Source organism: Paraburkholderia aromaticivorans, assembly GCF_012689525.1.
Taxonomy (GTDB): domain Bacteria; phylum Pseudomonadota; class Gammaproteobacteria; order Burkholderiales; family Burkholderiaceae; genus Paraburkholderia; species Paraburkholderia aromaticivorans_A.
This window is the reverse complement of sequence record NZ_CP051516.1, coordinates 1,102,777-1,121,708: the sequence shown is the minus strand read 5'-3', so window position 1 is coordinate 1,121,708 and position 18,932 is coordinate 1,102,777. Positions and strand designations below refer to the sequence as shown.

16 protein-coding genes are annotated in these 18,932 nt (G+C 59.5%); 5 read left to right on the top strand and 11 right to left on the bottom strand.

What is annotated here, in order from left to right; genetic code table 11:
• The first annotated feature begins 19 nt into the window (after positions 1 to 19).
• A complete protein-coding gene (locus HF916_RS33005; protein ID WP_168793041.1) occupies positions 20 to 1,084 on the top strand; it encodes a glycosyltransferase family 4 protein in 1,065 nt (354 codons plus the stop codon).
• A 60-nt stretch (positions 1,085 to 1,144) separates the two neighbouring features.
• Here HF916_RS33005 and HF916_RS33000 read toward each other — a convergent pair whose 3' ends face one another.
• The gene (locus HF916_RS33000) at positions 1,145 to 1,864 is read right to left on the bottom strand and encodes a Crp/Fnr family transcriptional regulator (protein ID WP_168793040.1); all 720 of its coding nucleotides are present in this window, start codon (positions 1,862 to 1,864) and stop codon (positions 1,145 to 1,147) included.
• A gap of 605 nt (positions 1,865 to 2,469) precedes the next feature.
• Here HF916_RS33000 and HF916_RS32995 point away from each other — a divergent pair.
• From HF916_RS32995 to HF916_RS32980, 4 genes are all read left to right on the top strand, one after another.
• Complete coding sequence (locus HF916_RS32995) at positions 2,470 to 2,799, top strand: hypothetical protein (protein ID WP_168793039.1); 330 nt, start codon at positions 2,470 to 2,472, stop codon at positions 2,797 to 2,799.
• 369 nt (positions 2,800 to 3,168) lie between these two features.
• Positions 3,169 to 3,657 carry a hypothetical protein gene (locus HF916_RS32990; protein ID WP_168793038.1) on the top strand — a complete coding sequence of 163 codons (489 nt, stop codon included), beginning with the start codon at positions 3,169 to 3,171 and terminating at the stop codon, positions 3,655 to 3,657.
• Positions 3,658 to 4,301: 644 nt separating this feature from the next.
• Complete coding sequence (locus tag HF916_RS32985; RefSeq protein WP_168793037.1) at positions 4,302 to 4,832, top strand: hypothetical protein; 531 nt, start codon at positions 4,302 to 4,304, stop codon at positions 4,830 to 4,832.
• A gap of 863 nt (positions 4,833 to 5,695) precedes the next feature.
• Positions 5,696 to 6,076, top strand: coding sequence for a hypothetical protein (locus HF916_RS32980; RefSeq protein WP_168793036.1), 381 nt, complete (start codon positions 5,696 to 5,698; stop codon positions 6,074 to 6,076).
• Here HF916_RS32980 and HF916_RS32975 read toward each other — a convergent pair.
• From HF916_RS32975 to HF916_RS32930, 10 genes are all read right to left on the bottom strand, one after another.
• The gene (locus tag HF916_RS32975; RefSeq protein ID WP_168793035.1) at positions 6,036 to 6,827 is read right to left on the bottom strand and encodes a DNA adenine methylase; all 792 of its coding nucleotides are present in this window, start codon (positions 6,825 to 6,827) and stop codon (positions 6,036 to 6,038) included. The two genes, HF916_RS32980 and HF916_RS32975, sit on opposite strands and share 41 nt — an antisense overlap.
• Before the next feature lie 568 nt (positions 6,828 to 7,395).
• Positions 7,396 to 7,818, bottom strand: a complete 423-nt coding sequence (locus HF916_RS32970; protein WP_168793034.1) for a hypothetical protein — start codon at positions 7,816 to 7,818, stop codon at positions 7,396 to 7,398.
• Positions 7,815 to 8,222: a phage holin family protein gene (locus HF916_RS32965; protein WP_168793033.1), complete on the bottom strand. Its 408-nt coding sequence runs from the start codon at positions 8,220 to 8,222 to the stop codon at positions 7,815 to 7,817. The genes HF916_RS32970 and HF916_RS32965 overlap by 4 nt, the downstream gene beginning before the upstream one ends.
• A complete protein-coding gene (locus HF916_RS32960; protein ID WP_168793032.1) occupies positions 8,210 to 8,614 on the bottom strand; it encodes a hypothetical protein in 405 nt (134 codons plus the stop codon). Before HF916_RS32960 ends, HF916_RS32965 begins: the two co-directional genes overlap by 13 nt.
• Positions 8,611 to 9,222 carry a lysozyme gene (locus tag HF916_RS32955; protein WP_206002028.1) on the bottom strand — a complete coding sequence of 204 codons (612 nt, stop codon included), beginning with the start codon at positions 9,220 to 9,222 and terminating at the stop codon, positions 8,611 to 8,613. The genes HF916_RS32960 and HF916_RS32955 overlap by 4 nt, the downstream gene beginning before the upstream one ends.
• A gap of 47 nt (positions 9,223 to 9,269) precedes the next feature.
• A complete protein-coding gene (locus HF916_RS32950) occupies positions 9,270 to 9,515 on the bottom strand; it encodes a hypothetical protein (RefSeq protein WP_168793031.1) in 246 nt (81 codons plus the stop codon).
• A 9-nt stretch (positions 9,516 to 9,524) separates the two neighbouring features.
• Positions 9,525 to 11,423: a glycosyl hydrolase family 28-related protein gene (locus tag HF916_RS32945; protein ID WP_168793030.1), complete on the bottom strand. Its 1,899-nt coding sequence runs from the start codon at positions 11,421 to 11,423 to the stop codon at positions 9,525 to 9,527.
• A complete protein-coding gene (locus HF916_RS32940) occupies positions 11,420 to 12,286 on the bottom strand; it encodes a hypothetical protein (protein ID WP_240975789.1) in 867 nt (288 codons plus the stop codon). Before HF916_RS32940 ends, HF916_RS32945 begins: the two co-directional genes overlap by 4 nt.
• A 36-nt stretch (positions 12,287 to 12,322) precedes the next feature.
• Positions 12,323 to 13,801 (bottom strand): hypothetical protein, encoded by a 1,479-nt coding sequence (locus HF916_RS32935; protein ID WP_168793028.1) that lies wholly within the window; start codon positions 13,799 to 13,801, stop codon positions 12,323 to 12,325.
• The gene (locus tag HF916_RS32930) at positions 13,798 to 18,918 is read right to left on the bottom strand and encodes a phage tail length tape measure family protein (protein ID WP_168793027.1); all 5,121 of its coding nucleotides are present in this window, start codon (positions 18,916 to 18,918) and stop codon (positions 13,798 to 13,800) included. Before HF916_RS32930 ends, HF916_RS32935 begins: the two co-directional genes overlap by 4 nt.
• Between the last annotated feature and the right edge of the window lie 14 nt (positions 18,919 to 18,932).

Genomic DNA, 18,932 nt, shown 5'->3' with positions numbered 1-18,932 from the left:
TTTCCAGAGAGAGTTATTCATGCGAATCGCACAAATTGCGCCGTTGCACGAAGCCGTACCTCCGCAATTTTACGGTGGCACTGAACGCGTGGTTTCCTATCTAACCGACGCGCTCGTCGACCTGGGACACGACGTGACCCTGTTCGCGAGCGGGGATTCGCACACGAAGGCCACGCTCGAAGCGGTGTGGCCGCACGCCTTAAGGCTCGATCCGGCGATCCGCGACGCTGTCGCACCACATATGCTGTTACTGGAAAAGGTGCGCGAGGTTGCCCACGAATTCGACGTGCTGCACGCTCATCTTGACTATCTGCCGTTCTCGCTGTTCTCGCAGCTCGGCGTGCCGTTCGTGACCACACTTCACGGCCGCCTCGACCTGCCGGAATTGCAGCCCGTTTTCAACACGTTTCCGAAGGTGCCGGTGATTTCGATCTCGAATTCACAACGCTTACCGTTGCCGCAAGCGAACTGGCTGGACACGATCTATCACGGTCTGCCGAAAAATCTGCTGACGCCGCAACCCGACAAAGAGCCGGAATACCTGGCCTTTCTGGGGCGAATAAGTCAGGAGAAAGGAGTGGACACCGCCATCAGGATTGCCGTGCAAAGCGGTTTACCGTTGAGGATCGCCGCCAAGGTGGACAAGGCCGACAGCGTGTATTTCACGACTACGATCCAGCCGCTGCTTTCCCAGCCGCGTGTAGAGTTCGTCGGCGAAATTAGTGAGGCGCAGAAGCCGGCGTTCCTGTCAGGCGCCAAGGCGCTGCTATTCCCGATTGACTGGCCAGAACCGTTTGGCCTTGTAATGATCGAAGCGATGGCCTGCGGCACTCCGGTGATCGCATTCAATCGCGGTTCTGTGCCTGAAGTGATCGATCACGGCCTGACCGGCTACATCTGCGAAGACGTGCAGGGCGCGGTGGGCGCCCTGCGGCGCCTGGATGAACTATCGCGCACTGAAATCCGTGCCCAGTTCGAACGCCGCTTCAGCTCGAAGACGATGGCGCAGGGGTACGTCGATAGCTATACGGCACTGCTTCAAGGCGCAATTCAACCGGCGTTACGACGTGCCGTCGTGGGTTGATATGCAACTCCGCTTTGGCACGCGGATGCCGTTCAGGGTGGCGATGTCCATCAGTGCTCTTTACAGCGCTTTCAGATCGGGCAACAGGCGGTCGAATTCCCGCTTCACCACGCCGTAACACTCGCACACGCGCTTTTCGAGGCCGGGTCTGTCCAGCACCTCGATGTGGCCGTGCGCGTAACGAATCAACCCCGCATCCTGCAGTTTCAGCGCTGCCTCGGTTACCCCGGATCGCCGCACGCCCAGCATGTTCGCGATCAGTTCCTGGGTCATCTTCAATTCGTTGGACGAAAGGCGGTCGATGCTGAGCAACAGCCATCTGCACAACTGCTGGTCGATCGAATGGTGTCGATTGCAAACGGCGGTCTGGGCCATCTGCGTAATCAACGCCTGGGTATAGCGCAGCAGTAGGCGCTGCACCGGGCCGGCACGATGGAATTCCTCTTTCAGGATGTGAGCATCCAGTCGATACGCCTGCCCGGCGCTTTGCACGACCGCCCGGCTCGGTGTTGTTTCACCCCCCATGAAGAGGGCAATGCCGATCAGCCCTTCGTTGCCCACAATCGCAATTTCGGCGGACGCGCCATCCTCCATGACATACAGCAGTGAAACGATCGATGTCGTTGGGAAATAGACGTGTTTGAGATGGTCACCCGATTCGTACACGACCTGGCCAAGCGGCATATCGACCAGGATCAGATGCGGGGCCACGCGCGCCCACTCTCCTTCGGGCAGCACCGTGAGCAGGTGATTTCCGCTTTGATGACGCTCGTCCAACATTTGCCACTCCCGTGCGCCCTGTCCAGAATCGCGCCGCTTTCGCCGACGGGTTCGTGACACTCAATTTGGATAGTCGATGAACGCCTCAGGCGGTTCGGCGAGCGTACCGCTGCATCGCAACATGCGGCAGTCTCTGCCCGAACACCGTGCCTGGTAACCCCCTCTTACATTATAGTTCGCGGCCAACGCGAGACCGTGGCAGTGCCCTAAATCTCCGGCCGGGAGTCGGCGTGGCCGCTGCGGCGAGCCACGCGGGCGCTACAAGGCGCGTCGACCCAATCCGGGCGACTCGGAGCGCACTCTGCCTGTCATGCCCGGTCGCAAGCGTTGCAGTGCTTCCTGATGATCGGCAGCCTGAGCGTGAACTCGCTATCCGCACCCGGTCCAGCACTGGTTGCCAACAACGTTGCCTGCTAGCGTACCGAGTTGAAGGCCAAATCCGTGTAGTGTGATCGAGGTCGGTGTTTAACGTCGCGACGATGCCTTTCCGCGCAGCGCGTCACAGTAGCGATCAGGCTCGAATTGCTTTTCTATTTACGGTAGAAAGCTTCGCGCGACCACTTCGAGCCTGGTCAGCGCCAATGGGCTCATATGGGAGAAATCTGATGAGCAAGAAATTCTCTTCCGCCGATAGCGGCGATTCAAATGAAACATCCGAAACGACACTGGCGGCACTGACAATACAGATCAGCGAGTTTGTCCGCGAAGGGACGCTCGACAGCCGGTGCGCCGCAAAGCTCGTCAAGCGATTGAAAAAGGAAGCTGAAGCGATTTCGGAAAGCGGCAAGGCGACGAAGCCTGGTCAGAAGGAACTTAAGAAGGCTTTCGACGTAGCCGATACAGCGCTGCGCGCTCACGATGCGGGGCTGCTGGTCACGGCCAACGCGGCGCTACGCTCGACAGACAACGCGACCGATATCAGGAATCAGCAGTGACGGTCAAGGATCGAGAAAAGAGAGCAGCGGAGCCATCCGACAAGGTAAGAAAGTCGGGGGGACGCCGTTTAACTAATGAGCGTCCGCTCAACCCCTTGCTACGGTCAGAGATAGGTTCAAACGGCGAATGGCGGCTGGGGGTCGCATCCTGCCGGCCGCCGTCGTCCAGGCTCGAACCACGAGATATGCAATTTGCATCGGACGGCACGCGGCCAGAAGGCGACGTTCGACATTATGATCTACATCGTCGACAATTCAGGCGCAGCATCGATCACGCAATGTCCAACCTATGCGGTTGAGACGTTGGCATTTTGCTTTTAGGAACATTAATTTTCACAATGAATAACATTCGATTTCTTCGACCAACACATGAATATAAAGAGCGGAAAAGAAATTAATGCGCAACACTCCTTCATCAAAAGCCTACTCTGGATCGCGGTTTTTGTCGGTTTAATTTTGTCCGTTTCCAACATCACTTCCCTAGTGTTAATTGATTTTATCCACGGAAATCCGAACAGACCAAAAGGTAACGCCGTGTCGATGATGATTTTAACTCCGCCGTTGTTTAGCCTTGTAGCGGCGATTGGAATATTTACTGTATTTTCACTATCCCAGATCGCCCAAGCGCTTATGATGCGCGTTCTTCATCCTCGCGTTGATCGATACGCGTACATTTTTATCGGCCTGCTGGTCCCACTGGTTTCGATTGTGACTTGGTATTGCTATGAATATTTGACACCAACTGATTTCAATCTTGGAATAAATGAGGGAGAAGACTGGGTGCCTTATCAACACGGCATGAGTCTAAAGAGATACCTCGCGACGTTGGCATGTCAGGGGGTTGGTAACAACATTTAGTATATTTTACTTTGACACCGAAACTCGGAATCGCTCAAAAAAACCGATCATTCTGGGCGTTGTGGTTATGGCGATTATTATTGGTACTATTTTTGGATATCGCGAAGCGATAACACAATACCAATTCATCGATCATCCGTCTCCATAGTCAGCAATGTATCTGCGACTCATGGAGAGGCGCGCTCCACTCTCTTAGCGCGCTGCGAATACTTTTGACTGGCCGCTTTCCGAAGTCGCGGCGGTCCGCAGTGGGTCGATCTGAGCCAGACGCCGGGCGACCTGCTGCGGATCGATGATCCGTTTAGCGTCGGACCGGGTTCGGCCAGTTGCAGCCATTGGCCGTCACCGGCAGGCGGACAGTCGAACGACTCCTTCGCTCTTACACCGGTCGGCTGTCTCGTTATGACAAAGCACAGTATTTCGCCGCAATCGATGGCCATTTGAAAGGCTAAGTCTCTACGTTCTAGTAGAAGGCCTTTCCTGTCAACGCGGCAGAGGATGGAATCTTGTCCAATCGAGAGTGGATGCATGTCCGAGAGTCCGCATTGACGAACTCCAAAGCGACAAGAACCCAACGTTCGACCTGTCGGAGCGCCGGAGCGAACTCCGACACTGTGGCGTTGATCCGGTCTATGCAGCGGACAATGGGGAATATTGCCATACAGCGGCTATTCTCGAAAACGTCTCAAGCCGTTGACCGCGATTCTGATGAGCTCGGCGACTATAACAAGGCGGTGGCTGATCCCGGGCATCCGAATGAACGAGGTGCACAGAAATACGCTGCCGTCGACCGGAAAGATTGGAACGAATTCTTTCAGACAGCGCTGCAGGGGCTCGCGGGGCGGAGCGGTCCGGCCAAGAACATCGCGGACTTGGCTTCCGCCGTCGCAGACGAGTGTATGTCTTTCATGTCCGGACATGCCGCCCAAATGCTTCGCGCCATGGAAAAAGCGCCGGACGAGGACTCCAAAACGAGTCTAAACGTCGCCCTTGCGTGGGCGAGCGGAAGTACCTGGAGTGAGTCATTCAAGAGCGCGCTCCAGACTACTTCTGGGTTGGCGTTCAAGAAAGCCAGCGAACCAGTAAAAAGGGCGGCTGACATCGCCGATCGGGCTGTCCTCGCGTCCGGCGCACTCAAGCCGTATCTCTGGGACCTATACACAAAGAGTAAATAGGGGACATTCGACGGTACTGACCAAGTAGTTCGGCAGACTCCCGTGCGGCGCGCATCGCTAGATTCGTTCGAATAACCTTGAGAATACGGACAGGACAATCTCTGTTCTCTCAAGGCAATCGAGTTTTCTTCTCCGCTATTCAAAACCGCATACGTGCAAGCAGAGTAAATTCTTTGAGCAGTAGCGCCAAAGTCACTCACGTCTTGCGAGCGCTTAATATTATTCTTGTTCGAAAATTCTCGAAGATTTATCTGCGAGACGGGAATGTCGAATCGAAATCAATTGTTCGGCTTGAAGGGTTGTTTTCGAAGTTGAATGTCCTACACGCTGACGATATGACAGCGTTCCTTCGAGGAGTGCAGTCTGTCCGTTCAACACGCGTTGCACACCGCAAAGGCACTGAGTACAAGAAGGTAATCGTAAAACTGAACAGTGACAACGAAAACTATCAAGCCGGATTCGACCATATTCTGACGAAATTTGTCTTTCTGTTTGACGCATTGCTCCAGTGTGTCCAGTCCGATGTCGACTTGGCGAGCACGTAGCTGGATAGTTACCTGTGAGTGCCCACTTCGTGCGACCGCTCCAGTCGGTCACCAGCCGTTGGAGCATCGAACCGACCAATGACGGCAAGGGGTCGAATTCGGACGGCCAAAGTTGCTTTGCCGGCGTGCGGTCGGGCTTGGCTCCCGAGAAAAAAGCGGTTCGCTGCCCCTCTCGTGCGAATAGTTACCTTTTCTGTCCGACCGGCAGTCAAACAAAAAAACAACCCCGACAGAATACTGTATTTTTATACAGTACTTTGTCGAGGTTCGTGTGAAACTTCCTCCCTTCCAGCCCCTACCCTCGTCGAGCTGCGCAACTTGTGGCGCTACCACGCTGGCGAACACGATGTCGAGCAGCTGATAGTTGAGGTTCAATACTTGAGACTGCATCTGCTTGAGTTGCGCGATCACGCCGATCATTCGGTGCAGATCGCGAAGGCCGTCGACCGCGGGCTGATTACTCGCGATTCGCCGATCATGCAACTACGCATACGACTTGCCCAGGAAGTGCTACGCGTCGGCGATATCGACGACACGCCGAGGCATGATGCCGTACCAAAAAACGTCTGGGAATGCGCTCGCAATCCGGACGCGGTCAAGTTCGAGGCAGATGCACGGCGCGGCGCGGACAGAGGGAATAGACTGAGGACGCAGCGCCTTAGAACAGACCCACCGGCTGTGCCGCATCATCCCAACTGAAAATAATCACTTCTTTACGGGCCGCCTCTCTCCCGCCACCGCCCACGGTGTACTTGATGTCCACCGTCTCAATGTGGAAGCCGTCAAAGGCGCGACGGATTGCCGGGTGATCGTTCAGACTGATGATCGCTTTGCCCTTCAAAGTCCGCAACCGGGCCGCTATGGCGACGTACTCCTCGTAGGGAAACGGCACGCCGTAGCCTTCCGTCTCCCAATATGGCGGATCCAGATAGAACAGCGTATGTGCCCGATCGTACCGGTCAACGCACGCCTTCCAGTCCAGGTGCTCGACGAACGTATTGGAAAGCCGGAGATGCGCAGCCGATAGGGTCTCCTCGAGCCGCAGCAGATTCAGCCCCGGCGGTGTCGTGGTTGCCGTCCCGAACGATTGCCCCTCCACCTTCGCGCCAAAACAGTTGTGCTGCAGGTAATAGAAGCGTGCCGCGCGCTGGATATCGGTGAGGGTTTCCGGGACCGTGTCCTGCAACCATTTGAACACCTGCCTGCTCGTGAGCGCCCACTTGAACTGGCGCACAAACTCCTCAAGGTGGTGCTGCACGACCCGATACAGATTGATCAAGTCCCCATTGATATCGTTGATGACTTCGACCGCAGCCGGTGGGCGGAGAAAGTACAGCGCCGCTCCTCCCGCGAACACTTCGACGTAGCACTCATGCTTCGGAAAGCGCGGAATCAGATGGTCTGCAAGCCGGCGCTTACCGCCGATCCAGGGAACGATAGGGTTTGCCATATTTGGAATTGCCTTTTCTTTTTTCGGTTAGAATTCGGCCCGCCTACCGGTAGGTGTCAGGGCCTTGGCTAATTCACTGGCTGTCGCAGTGGAAAGGCGACCGGGAGCATGCGTCAACATGCTCCCGGTCGCTCTGTCTTTTCCGCCGTAGTGCGCGAAAAGTTACTTTTTCAGAGTCTTGATCTCAGTTGGAATCATGCTGGCCGACGCGCAGGCGTTCGTTCACAATCGCCCTTCGTTCGGGCTGATCCCCTGACGTTTAGGCCCGTCCGTGCCAGGATGGGCCGCTTTCTACTGTGCCGTCGCGTGCGATACGCAGGCGGCAAGCAGCCCGCTCAACTCCGCCTCTCGCTTCTGCCGCTGCAAGTGGTCCCGCCAGATGCGGTCGACCGCCGAGCCGTTGGGCGCTGCCAGCAAATCCGCATCCGACAGGAAGGCCGGTGCCGGCGGGACGGAGTCAATGCACGACACTGGCACCTGCACTTTTGCCTCAACGGTCTCTGTGTGGACAACCGGCGAGATTGGCGCCGACGGCGTCGAGCCGCAACCCGGAACAACTAGCAGCGCACTACAAAGCGCCGCGCAAACGATCGAATGCCGCATCGCATGTCTCCGAGTGGTTGGATGGATCCTGAAGCCGTTGAGAAAGTGCGTCGATCTGATGCTGATATGACTGCGCCTGTGTTGCCGCCTTTGCCTGTGCCGCTGCGGCCGCCGCCCGAACGGCGAAAGCTTCGGAGGCGGCATTCGTGACCGAGGCCGAGCAGGCCTGCACGCCCGACGCAGCGGCGGCCAGATCCGCTTGTGACGTTGCGAGCTGCGAGCGAAGTGTGCCGATCGACTGATCGTCTGCCTGTGCCTTCTGCTGTGCCGTCACGAAGTCCGAGTGTGCGCTGCGCAACTCCAAGAACTGCACAGCACACGCAATCGCCAGCACGACAGCGATCAGCCCGACAACCACCGCCGCGATGCGACCGGTAATTTCCGTCATGGTTTTTCTCCTTGAATACGGCGAAGCCCCGCATCGAGCGCCTGATCCAGCACGCGCTTTCCACCCCAGCTCGCCAACGTAATGACGAGCGCGGTGAGCGGCGCTGGGCACCCTCGCCACTCGCAAAAAAAGAAAGCGGACAGCCCGGCAACGACCGATGCGGTAATCACGCTGCCGATCTCGATCGCCGCCGAGCGCGCCGGCGGATCGCTTGACGCGAACCGTTGAAACGTACTCGCCGTCCCGCCAATAAGCGCCAGCAGAATCGCCAGCACCAGCGACGCACCCTGAATACCTGCCAGGCCATCAGCTAGCACGGTCTCCGTCTGTCGCACCATCGCGTACGCCGCTGCTGCCCATAGCAGCGCGCACGCTCCCCAGCCCCATTGAATCAATCGGCGCACGTTATCCCCCGTTTTGCCTGCGTTTCCCGATAACCAAGCACCAGCCCGAATAGCGCCATGCCCACGTAAAAAAACACCTGTGCCGCGTTGACGAAGTACGCACTCGCCGCGAACAGGGGCGTCACGTAACAGGCCGCCGCGATCGCAAACAGCCAGTGCCGGCAAGCCTGAGCCCAGTGGAAGATGTATCGTTCCGGCAACCAGTCATTGATCGCGACATCGGCGGCCACGACAACAGCAAGCGCAGCGGTTCCCGCCGTCACCGCGTACCCCCAGAAGCCATCGCGCGTGAGCATCACCGACGTCGCCGAGCAGGGTGCGGTAAAGGCAGACACGGCGATATAGACCGCCAGGTACGCATAGATGAGTCTCGCAAAGGCATCGTTTTTCATGCTGCAGCCCTCGCGTGATTTGCGCCGAGCTGGAACAGCACGCGCTCTGCTTCACGGCGCTTGACCAACCCCGCCAGCACCTTGCCCCCCGCCTGGTTCCAGCGTGCGAACTCGGCGATTGCGCCATCCTTATCACTGGCATTGAGCTTGCGCAAAAGCGTCGACGTGTCGAAATTGCCGCTGCCGATGTTGAACACGAGGTCAACGAGCGCGTCGTACTCTTCCTGAGTCAAAGCAACTTTGACGTCGCGTTTGACCACGGCTTCGGCGCCGCACACATCCGCCCGTAACCAGTCGACGGCCATGACGCGCGTGATCACCATGCCGGGCCTGACGCCCGGGCCGGTATGGCCCCAGCCGCCCGTCCACGGGGCACCGTTCAGCGATCCAAGCTCCAGAGGGATTGCTCCGCCAACGAGCACCCGCTGCCACAGCCCCCGCGCCTGCAGGGCTTTTGCGAGCGGCGACGCTGGATCCGGATACGCGAACAGGACAAGCGTCTCCGCGTTCTCCGTGAGCGACATGCCCTGGTCAGAATATTTAAGGTTCTCGTTCAAACGCTGCCCCCAATGAAAAAGGCCGCGCCGATGCGAGATCGGAACGGCCATAAAAAAACCACCCGAAGGTGGTCTTGAACATCTACTTTGTCAGCGGACTATCTGGCGAAACAGGCGAGCCCGATCAATCCTCCTGTCAGCGTCGCAACGACATCCCAGACGGATACATCCCCGCCGGTGAAATGATCTATCACCTCCTTGAGAATTCCACCCACCACCACGAGGGCAATACCTACTTGCCAAGTGACGAAGTGCGCGATGGCGAAGATAAGCACCCCCAGAATGACGTGAAGACATTTGTCTTGCGGAATGGCTTTCATGATTGCCGCTTCGATTGAACGCATTACTTCCCCCTATCCCATGTACCACGCGCCGTTGTACTGGGTGAAGCTGTACATCGTCTTGTCAGACAACACGACATTGGCACCGGATGGCGTGATGATGCCGGAGCCGTTCACGATCGTGACCTGTGCATCGCCGAGCACGCGGATCGTTTCGCCCTCGGCGCCACCCGTGAAATTCGTCACGTTCGTCGCCGTGGTGTAACCCGAGAGCACCACGAGGCTCGTTCCGGTTACATCGATTGGGGTCGTGCCGTCAGCGGGGCGGATAGCCAGCGGGGCGGCAATGACACCGGAACCAAGGAAGCCCTGCGTTAGGTACAGGCCTAAGGCGTTGTAGAACCCACCGCAATCGACGTAGCTATTACGCACGTTTGCAGTAGAGTTATTGACGTAATCCTCGTAGCCGTACTTCTGCTGAATCGTGGCGTCGTGTCCATCCGAGCGGCACGCAGAGAATTTGCAACCGGACGATGTCGCACTAGCATAAAAGCCGGAATACAGACCCGATCCCGCGAGGCTGTTGTTATATGCCGAGCATACGGACGCGATGATGTTGCCGTCGATCCAGAAACCCGTCCCACCGTTGCTATCCGCGCGGCAGAGCGACATGCGGTGCCCCTCACCGGACTGCGGTCCGATGTAGATGCCCCGGTCACCCTGTTCCCCGATCACCATGGACAGGAAGTTGTTCGCCCCGAAGACGGCCACTGCAGCACGATACATGTTCGCATCGGTCACTCCAGCCGGTGACTGGCCGGCGATCTCGCAGCGGTGCAGGAAGTCATCCGTGCCATGGGTCTCCAGCACACCATTGACACCGGTACGCGTTGTATTCAGCAGGCAGTTCACCGCCAGCAGATCCTCAAACACGACACCGAAACCGCTCGAGTGCAGGAACGCCTGATCGGCAAACCCGTTGGCCATGCAGCACTTGATCGCTCCCCACCTGGTTCCCTGAAAGCGCACACCCCCACCGGCATAGGCAGCACCCAGACCCTGGAAGTTGATGCCCTTTACGCTCAGCACGCCCCGCTTTAGCGTCGTCGGTGTGTCGACCACGAAGCCAGGCGCCGCCTGCGACAGGGTGACGCCGGCAATCGGGCCACCTACCTGAGCCAGGTAACCGAAATGCTCCGCGCCGGTGACGATATGCACGCCGTCCTTGAGTACGACATTGCAGAAATAGTTGCCATTCGGAAAGCGGATCACCCCGCCACCAGCTGCCGCCAATACATCGATCGCGGTCTGGATTGCCACACTGTCATCGGCGCTGCCATTACCCTTGGCGCCAAAGCGCTTCGGGTTGGCGAATCCGTCGTTCAACTCGTCGGCCACGGTCCGTACAATCGATCCGGCCGCCAGGCCTTTATGGCCGACGAGCGATGCCCCAGCCTGCGCGACAAGCACTCGATCGTCCACAGCGTGCGAAACCAGGGACACGCCCTTTTCTGGGTCAGCCAGGTCTCGATCGTCCACGGCGTGCGCGACCATCTTGACGCCTTTGTCAGGGTCGGCCAGATCCGCGTCCTGGGTGTACGGACTCATGTCGGCCCATACCATGGATGCCCCGTCCTCAGCCACACCCAGCATGCGACCCGCGTTGCCGGTCAGCAGCGGAATGTTGACAGTCGCCGCATCAGCATGAGCCGCCGCAGCTGCGGCTTCAGCGGCCTGACGATCTTGCGCTACGACCACTGCGTCCTGAGCCGTCGCCTGCGCATGATCACTGGCCTGGCTTGCTGACTCCAACGCCGACGCCCTCGCATCGACCGCTGACTGAGCGGTATCAACCGTTTCCTGCAGCATCGGCAACAGATACTCTGTATGCCCGCCATCGAGCATGTCACGATCAGTACTGCCGTCGTCAGAGTACTGGTGTCCGGTCAGGGGGAAAGTTACTTTGCTCATCGAATTTCCTCGAGCTCAAAGGCGTTGGTATGGTTGTTGAGGAACGAAAGCTGAAGCGGATTGATCTGCCGCATGCGGGCGAGAAACGAGTGGCGCAGCAGGTTGATCGCGTCGTCGCTGTCCCACACAAACAGCAGTTCCTGGTCAATGCCTGCTGCCCGTTGTGTCTCGAACACCCGGCCATACGCTTCGTCGTCCGAGAGCCAGTCGAGTGAGAATTTCTGCACGCGCCGGCCGTTGCGGCGCTCAAAATACGGCGTCCCGTCCATTGCTCTGTCCACCGTGGTATCGAACTCCCAGCCGAGCTGGGGGTTATAGCTCGCGTTATTCGTCGGCGACCATGCCTGCGACACGAACACGCGACCGAATTCGAGATAACCGTCCGGATTGCCCTCGTCGGAGAATTCGAATCGCACGTAGCGACCGAAAACGGGCGTCCTTATCACACAAAGGATCAGCGCGGGATAGCTCTTGCGCTGATCCTCAGGCAGCCGCCCGTCCCACCAGTTCGGGTCTTCCCAGTCGAGCATCGACGGGCTGTAGAGCCGTGGCCATGCCTGCCGCCACACGGAGCCATAAAGCGGTGAGCTGAGTGTCGAGTCAAAAACAGAGGTTCCGAAGTCAGGATCGCGCGACACGCGGATCCGATAGCGTCCGTTGAGCGTCAGGTTGTGGCGGACCATCGCGAACATCGACACCTTGCGCGAGACCTTAAGATCCACGTCGAATTGCGTATCAGCCATTGCCGCTGTCGCGCTGCGCGCTACACGTGACAGGCGCGGGTCTTGCAAGTTCGTCAATGACACTTGCCACGCACCACCCGAAAGAACCCCGGCGTCCGTCTGGTTCGGAAACCCCAGCATGAGTTTTGCCATGCGCTTGTCCCTTGTTACCGTTCATCAGCCCCACAGCACGAGCGCCGCACGCCCGTGTGTGAAACCAGTATTAATGCCGATCACGCGAAAGAGCCGACCTCTCAGCCCGAAGCGCGGCGTGTCGAGCGCCACGACGTCGCCCAGGTCCACTTCGCCAAGCTCAGTCACAGGCACGTCGACATCGAGCGTTAGACGCCGTACGCCGTACAAAGCAAGACGCCGCTGCGATTCCGCAACGGCGTCCAGTTCATTAGCGAGCCCTGTATCGAAGCTCAGTTCGTCGGCGTGTGGCCAAGGCACCTTGATCGCCGGGTTCTCGCCGGTCGACGTCCGATATTCCTGCGCAAGCCACGCTACCGTGCGAGCTGCCGCCGCAGCGACGTCCGTCTGCGTGGTGTAGTTGCGCGCATAGTTCACTGCGACGCTCCATGCCGGCACGCCCGCCGCTCGTACGGTCAATGCCATTTGTGTTTCTTGGCCCCAAGTGACCACGAATGTGCCCGCTGGCGCGTCGAGCCGCCCCATTCGCAGGCGGCTTAACCGATCAAATCCGTACCACGCGCCGATCGAACCCGCGATCGTGTCCATCAGTGTTTGCGGCGTCGCATCCGCATCGGCCCACGTCCCGGTCACTGCCCCGTTTAAAGCATCAAGCGCTGCGGCATCCGTCATCACTATGTCCGCATCTGGCACACCTGCGTCGCGCGCAATCGCGACAAGCAGGTCCGCAGCACTGGTTTGCGCGCTCTGCGCGTCGCATGTCACCGTGCCAGCAGGCGCGCTGCCGAGCCGGAATATGCCGTTCGCGCATCGGAATTGCCCAGGCGTTGGCGCCGTTGCCTGCATGTCGTCCGTACTGGCATAGTCCGCGCCCCGGGCGAGCGCGACGCCGTTGTCATGCACTGCGGTCACGACACACGCCGCGTCGCTGACCTGATAGATCAGCTTCGACGTGTTCACGCACTTTGGAGAGACGTTCAGCACCAACCCATAGACACGCGGCTTGAACTGATCCTTTAAATCATCCTTCGTGCCCTCGATACCGGCTGGCAGCACGTTGTTGCCAAGGTATTTGGGACGATTGGCGATCGTCAAATCCGCGAGCCTATCCTCGATCACGACCGATAGCCCGGTGTCCTGTACCGAAATGTCCGAGAGCGTGCCGGTCATCACCACTGCCCATTGCGTGTAAGGCACATCGAGTGCGCCCATGCGGACGACGAAGCGCCGTCCAGAGAACGCGTAGTCGGTGGCCAGATCGTCAAGATGGCCATCCTGGTTCACCAGCAATACATTGCCAATGGTTACACGGGTCGCACCGAACGTTGCAGCCCCGTCGAACAGCAGCCGGTCGAGCGTGGGAGGCGTCTTGATGACAGGCTCGAAATAGACATTCGGTGGCGTATCGTCAGGCCGCGTCATGAAACCGGCCTCCGAGAAATAACGCGTATGCACCTGCCCGGTCGGCAAGTGAAACGCATCGGCTTCGAGCGCGATGATCATGTTTGCCCTGGCCTCCTTTGTTGTTGCAGCACCGCAGTCTGCTGGTCCATCTTCTCTGACCCGTCACGTGCGATGGCATCGGCCTGCTGGAGCTGGGCAGCAAGTAGCTTTGCGATCGCCTCCGCCTGCTTCGCGTTCTGCTCTCGCAATGCCTTCAACTCCTGCAGCAGCGGATCGTTGGCGCTCGATTGGTATCGCGTGAAATCGACCGTCTCCATTGCAGGCAATCGCGCATCGAGCGACCGGGCTTCATTTGCGGTGAGCACCCGTTCGCCCGCATGCAGTTCGGCGATATAGCCGTCGAACGGCACACGGTACAGACCCGACGCATGCGAGCCGTTGACAGACGTCCATGCCTGCAGACTCGCGATCGCTTCGGCCACGGTCTGCACCGAAGTGTTCACGTCGACGATGCCCTTCACCATCTCTTTCAACTGATCAAGCTGGGCATCCGCCGAAGAGCTGGCGTAGTCCATCGACTGCATGACTTCGGCGAGATCCGATTGATACTGGCCAGAGCTCGCGTTGTACGCCTTCGACGCATTGAGGAAATCCTGCGCTGCCGAGGTGAGGCCGGCCTGCGCGGTGGCGTCCCCGCCGATCGCCTTGCCGTACAGATCCTCGAAGCGCTGGCGGGTTTCTGCGTATTGCTGCTCCGGCGACGCGGTCGAGAGATCGCCAGTAGTCAGCGACTGGCGAAACTGGTCGACCTGATCCTTGAACGATTGCAGCGCCTGCGACTGGGTGCTGTACGCAGAGGCCACCGCGGACTCGTATGAACTGACGACATTGTCAAACGCAGGCGCCAGCGCAAGCAGCGACACATAGGCCTGCTGTCCCGCAGTCGTCGACAGGTCCAGCGACTCGACAAGGTCACGGAACTGATCCCGCGTGTGAATGCCGCTATAGCCGAGCGCAGCCAACTGGTCCGTCACGGACTTCGACGCGTCATCGGCCTGCTGGGCTGCTGACGTGAAATGCTGATAGAAGTACGTTGCGCTCGTGTTGAAAGAGTCCACACCACCAGCCAGATTCAGCACTGCTGTTTGTGCATCGACGGACGCGTTCTTGAGATTGTTGAAATCGTCGCCCATCTTCTGGATGGAATCGAACAGCGTCTTCAACGAGTTAAGCTCGTTCAGCAACGAGGTGATGTCATCGGCCGACAGCTTCGATGCATCGACGCCCTGCAGTACAGCGGCATACGGCGTGTCCAGATTCGCCCTTTGCAACGAGTCGATAACGGAGCGCTGCAATTGCAGACTGAAGTCGTTCAGCACCGTCGTCGAATCCTTGACGCCTTTCAGATCCTGACGGTTGACGTCGGTGTTCAGATCACCGAAGCCGGCCGCCACGAACGAATTGCCTTTCTGCGGGCTGATTTCATACGTTGCGGAATACTGCCCCAACCCGTCGATCGATCCGCCAAGTTGCGAGGCGAGCGACTTGATCGAGTCGTACGTGTTCTTGATCGAGGCCTGAACATCGCTCGCAGCCGGATCGCCTCCAGACGGGCCGCGCACCTTGGTGATGTTGTCGTTACTGTCGATCGTATAGTCGGCGCCATAGCGGGTTTCCCCGCCACCGATGAAAGAGCCGACCAGCGAGCCCAATACCATCCCGACAACGGCGCCGATCGGCCCCGCCAGTGAGCCTAATGACGCACCGATTGCGGTGCCGGCCACCGCCGACGACGCCCCGATTGCCAGGCCGCCCATCGCGCCGAGCGATCCACCAAGGTTCGAATACCCCTTGTTACCGAACAGCGCACCACCAGCCAGACCGCCCAGCAGGCCGGCGCCGCCATACATCAGCCCGGCAGACGATCCGAGCGTGCTGCCAAGACCACTGCCCGCCTCGCCCGCCGTGAATCCATAGGCATTGGACCCAAGCGCGGACGCATAACCGCCGGCGCTCGCTGCCACGTCCCCACCGATCCCGCCACCCAACCCGCCTAGCAGGACACCGCCGCCCGACAGCGCACCCGTGCTCGCACCAGCGATCGCCGACGCACCGAGCGCGGTGGATGCGCCACCGTATCCCTGAATCCACCCCATCACGGTGTTATAGCCGTTCGACAGGTTGTTGTACGTGCCGTACGGGTTCGACAGCAGGTTGTTCAGCGTGCTGCTCCCGCCCATCCCGTTGTTCTGCAGGATTGAGTTCTGCACCCCATTACCACCGGCAATGCCGGCAATCTGCGCGATCACGCTGACGACGAAAGGCTTTGCAAACGACTTGTACAGCTCATCGACAACCGTCGTCTCGAAGGTGTTCTTCAGAGACTTCGTGAAGCTCGACCAGCCGTTTTTGCCGTCCGTGAGCATCTGCAGGAAGCCGTTATGAAAGTCGGTCCCGATGCCGTCAATCGTGCTCTGCCAGCTCTTGACCAGATCGTCCTGCTGTTTCTTTGCCTGCGCAAGATCATCCAGGGTCGCCTGATCGCTAGCGACGCCATGCAACGCCGTCGAAAGTGACTTTGCTTTCGCGATCGCTTCATCCCAGGACTTCGTGTCGGCAAGATTGCCCTGCAACAGGGCAATTGCACGCCCCTGCTCGAGCGCGGCGACGGTGTCGTCGGCACGCGATGCCCTGAGGTCATCGATCGCGGACTTCGTCATGCCAAAGGTATCGATCTGGTCTCGCAGCGACTGCCCCTGCTGGTTCGCTGAGTCGATCTGCTTCTGCATCGCATCGAGCTGGGACTTGCCGTACTTGTCCCACACCTCGTCTTCCTGCGCGGCCGACTGCGCTACCTTCTGGAAGAAGTCCTCGACGGCCTTGCCACCATCAGCGAGAGCCTTGCGCTCCTGATTAGCGAGTTGCGCGCGCTGCGCGGCACTCAGGTTCCGGTTGTTCATGCCCTGCGCGATCAGGGCGGCTTCCCTGTTCGCGGCGTCGATATGGTCGGTCGCAGCCTGGGCGAGCAGATTGCGATCTAGCGTGTAATAGTCGGTGATCGAAAGGGCACCGCCCTTGTACTGCGCGTCGAGCACCTTACGTGCACTCTCGACAGCCGACAATTCCTGTGCAAGCGCATCTTTAACGGCCTGCACTTCACCCGTGAGCTCGGCACGATCGACGAGCCCCGTGCCGTTTTTCCGCCCGGTCTTGTCCTTGTCCTTATCGTTGATCTTCTGTTCGTCGGCGAGCTGCTGCTCCGGACTCAGATTCAACGCGGCGGTTTTGTCGAGATAGTCATTGACGGCCTTGACGCGCTTTTCGGCCGGCGTCGCAAACTGGTCATTCCACGTTGCATACCAACGCTTCGCGTCGATCAGCTGCTGCTGTTGGGCGTCCTGCGACGCCTTCTCACGCGCGGCCTTCACTGCCGCATCGTTTGCGGCGATCGCCTTCTGCAGATCGGCCTCGTCGTCGGCATCCCACGTACCGAGCGGATTTCTCGCCTGCTTGTTTGCCAGCATGCGCGCAACAACTTCAGCCGGCCCGGCGGTTGCACCGAACGAACCAACGGCCTCGATCGCGCCGTTGATCATGCTCTTGATATCACGCCAACCGGCGAGAATGATGCCCTCGTTCCGCGCGATCTCGCCCGTGCGCTCGTCCATCGCCTTCGAGAACGCCTCGACGGCAATCTGTGCAGCGCCGGTCGCGTCGCCCTGCTTTTCGAGCGCCGCAATCTGATCGTACGTCGACGCGGTCAGATAGTGATACTGATCGTTCAGCGCAACCGACGCCTTGGCCGGGTCTTCCGCAAGCTTGGTGAAATCGTCCACCATCTGCTTGACCGAAATCGACGTGTACGTCGCCGCATCAGCCGTCGTGCGGCCGAGGTCGGCGATTTCCTGCCCGGTGAGCCGCCCCGTTGCAGCCAGCGCCGTCACCGCCTGCGCAGCGGTGTCGAAGGTTGCTCCGCCGGCCGTCGCAGCCTGTGCCATGCCGCGCAGTTCCTCAGTCGTGACGCCGGCATAATCGCCGGTCATGACGAGCGCCTCGTTCATTGCGGCGTTCTGCTCGGACACCTTGTACATCGCAGCACCGGCCACCAGGATCGGCGCCGCGATCGCCGCGACTGCGAGCCCTGCGCCAGATGTCGCGACCTCCATCAGGTCCATCCGCTCGGCGAGCACCATCAGCGATCCGCCGAAGTTGCTCCAGCTGCCGGTCGCGGCCTCATGTGCCAGGACGATCACTTCCCTGCGCGCGCCCGCTGTCTTCAGACCAAAGCCTTCGACGGCAGCGCCTGCAGCCTGCGCGCCGGTCGCGACCGACGTCAACGCCTGGCGGCCCGTCGCAATGTCCGCCATCGCCCGCTTGTAATCAGCGGAAGCCAGTGCGCCCGAGCGGAACGACGCCTCGAGCTGGGCTTCCTGCTGGGCCAGTTGACGAAGACCAATGCTCGCCTGGTCCGCCTTAATGCCGTTGAGCGCGCGCTCGTAGTCTGCTGCAGAGACTGTGCCCGACCTGAAAGCGTCTTCGAGCAGCGCCTGATCGCCCTCAAGCTTTCGCGTGGCCGCGCCGAGCGGGTCGTACTTCGCGGTCAGTGCCGCGACCGACTTTGAGCGCGAATCCTCGTCCTTTCCGATTGCAGCCAGCGCGGCGTCATATTCCTGCATCGACAGCTTGCCGGTCGCCATCGCACGATCGAGCCGCGCATACTGATCGCCGATGGTCGCGAAGCTCGCACCGCCTTGTGCAAGCGTCGACCTCAACGCCTGCATTTCGTCATTCATCGCGACAGTCGCGCGCTGCGCGTCGATCATGGACTGCGTTTGCGCCGAGACGTTGGCGCGCACCTGGTCTGCCGATGCGCCCATCGTGCTAGTGCTGCTCGCGGCACTCTGTGACGCGGCAGACAACTGGACCATCGCCTGCTGCGCCTCCAGCGAGCGCGCGACCATATCCTTGATTCGCGTGGCGGCCTGTGCCTCTGCATCAGCCAGCAAAGACGTGCTACTGGCCAGGCCCGCGCCGGACGCAGTCGCCGCCTGCATCGCAGCGGCCAGATCCTTGGCTCCAAAGGAACCCGCCGAAAGTGCGGCACCGATCTGCGCGGCCGTCGTGGCTGTCCGGTTCTGGCTTTCGGTCAGTTCGGCCAGATACTGCGTCGAATCAAGCGTCAGGGTGACGTTAATGGCTCCGGCCGAAGCTCCCATAGTGCATTTCCTCA

Bases quoted from the DNA above. Each gene is read 5' to 3' on its own strand.
- HF916_RS32955 (WP_206002028.1), bottom strand. From the start codon at position 9,222: ATGGCCGTTCCGATCTCGCATCGGCGCGGCCTTTTTCATTGGGGGCAG.
- HF916_RS32960 (WP_168793032.1), bottom strand. From the start codon at position 8,614: ATGAAAAACGATGCCTTTGCGAGACTCATCTATGCGTACCTGGCGGTC.
- HF916_RS32930 (WP_168793027.1), bottom strand. From the start codon at position 18,918: ATGGGAGCTTCGGCCGGAGCCATTAACGTCACCCTGACGCTTGATTCG.
- HF916_RS32985 (WP_168793037.1), top strand. From the start codon at position 4,302: ATGGGGAATATTGCCATACAGCGGCTATTCTCGAAAACGTCTCAAGCC.
- HF916_RS32945 (WP_168793030.1), bottom strand. From the start codon at position 11,423: ATGAGCAAAGTAACTTTCCCCCTGACCGGACACCAGTACTCTGACGAC.
- HF916_RS32935 (WP_168793028.1), bottom strand. From the start codon at position 13,801: ATGATCATCGCGCTCGAAGCCGATGCGTTTCACTTGCCGACCGGGCAG.
- HF916_RS32950 (WP_168793031.1), bottom strand. From the start codon at position 9,515: ATGCGTTCAATCGAAGCGGCAATCATGAAAGCCATTCCGCAAGACAAA.
- HF916_RS32990 (WP_168793038.1), top strand. From the start codon at position 3,169: ATGAATATAAAGAGCGGAAAAGAAATTAATGCGCAACACTCCTTCATC.
- HF916_RS33000 (WP_168793040.1), bottom strand. From the start codon at position 1,864: ATGTTGGACGAGCGTCATCAAAGCGGAAATCACCTGCTCACGGTGCTG.
- HF916_RS33005 (WP_168793041.1), top strand. From the start codon at position 20: ATGCGAATCGCACAAATTGCGCCGTTGCACGAAGCCGTACCTCCGCAA.
- HF916_RS32995 (WP_168793039.1), top strand. From the start codon at position 2,470: ATGAGCAAGAAATTCTCTTCCGCCGATAGCGGCGATTCAAATGAAACA.
- HF916_RS32970 (WP_168793034.1), bottom strand. From the start codon at position 7,818: ATGACGGAAATTACCGGTCGCATCGCGGCGGTGGTTGTCGGGCTGATC.
- HF916_RS32940 (WP_240975789.1), bottom strand. From the start codon at position 12,286: ATGCTGGGGTTTCCGAACCAGACGGACGCCGGGGTTCTTTCGGGTGGT.
- HF916_RS32975 (WP_168793035.1), bottom strand. From the start codon at position 6,827: ATGGCAAACCCTATCGTTCCCTGGATCGGCGGTAAGCGCCGGCTTGCA.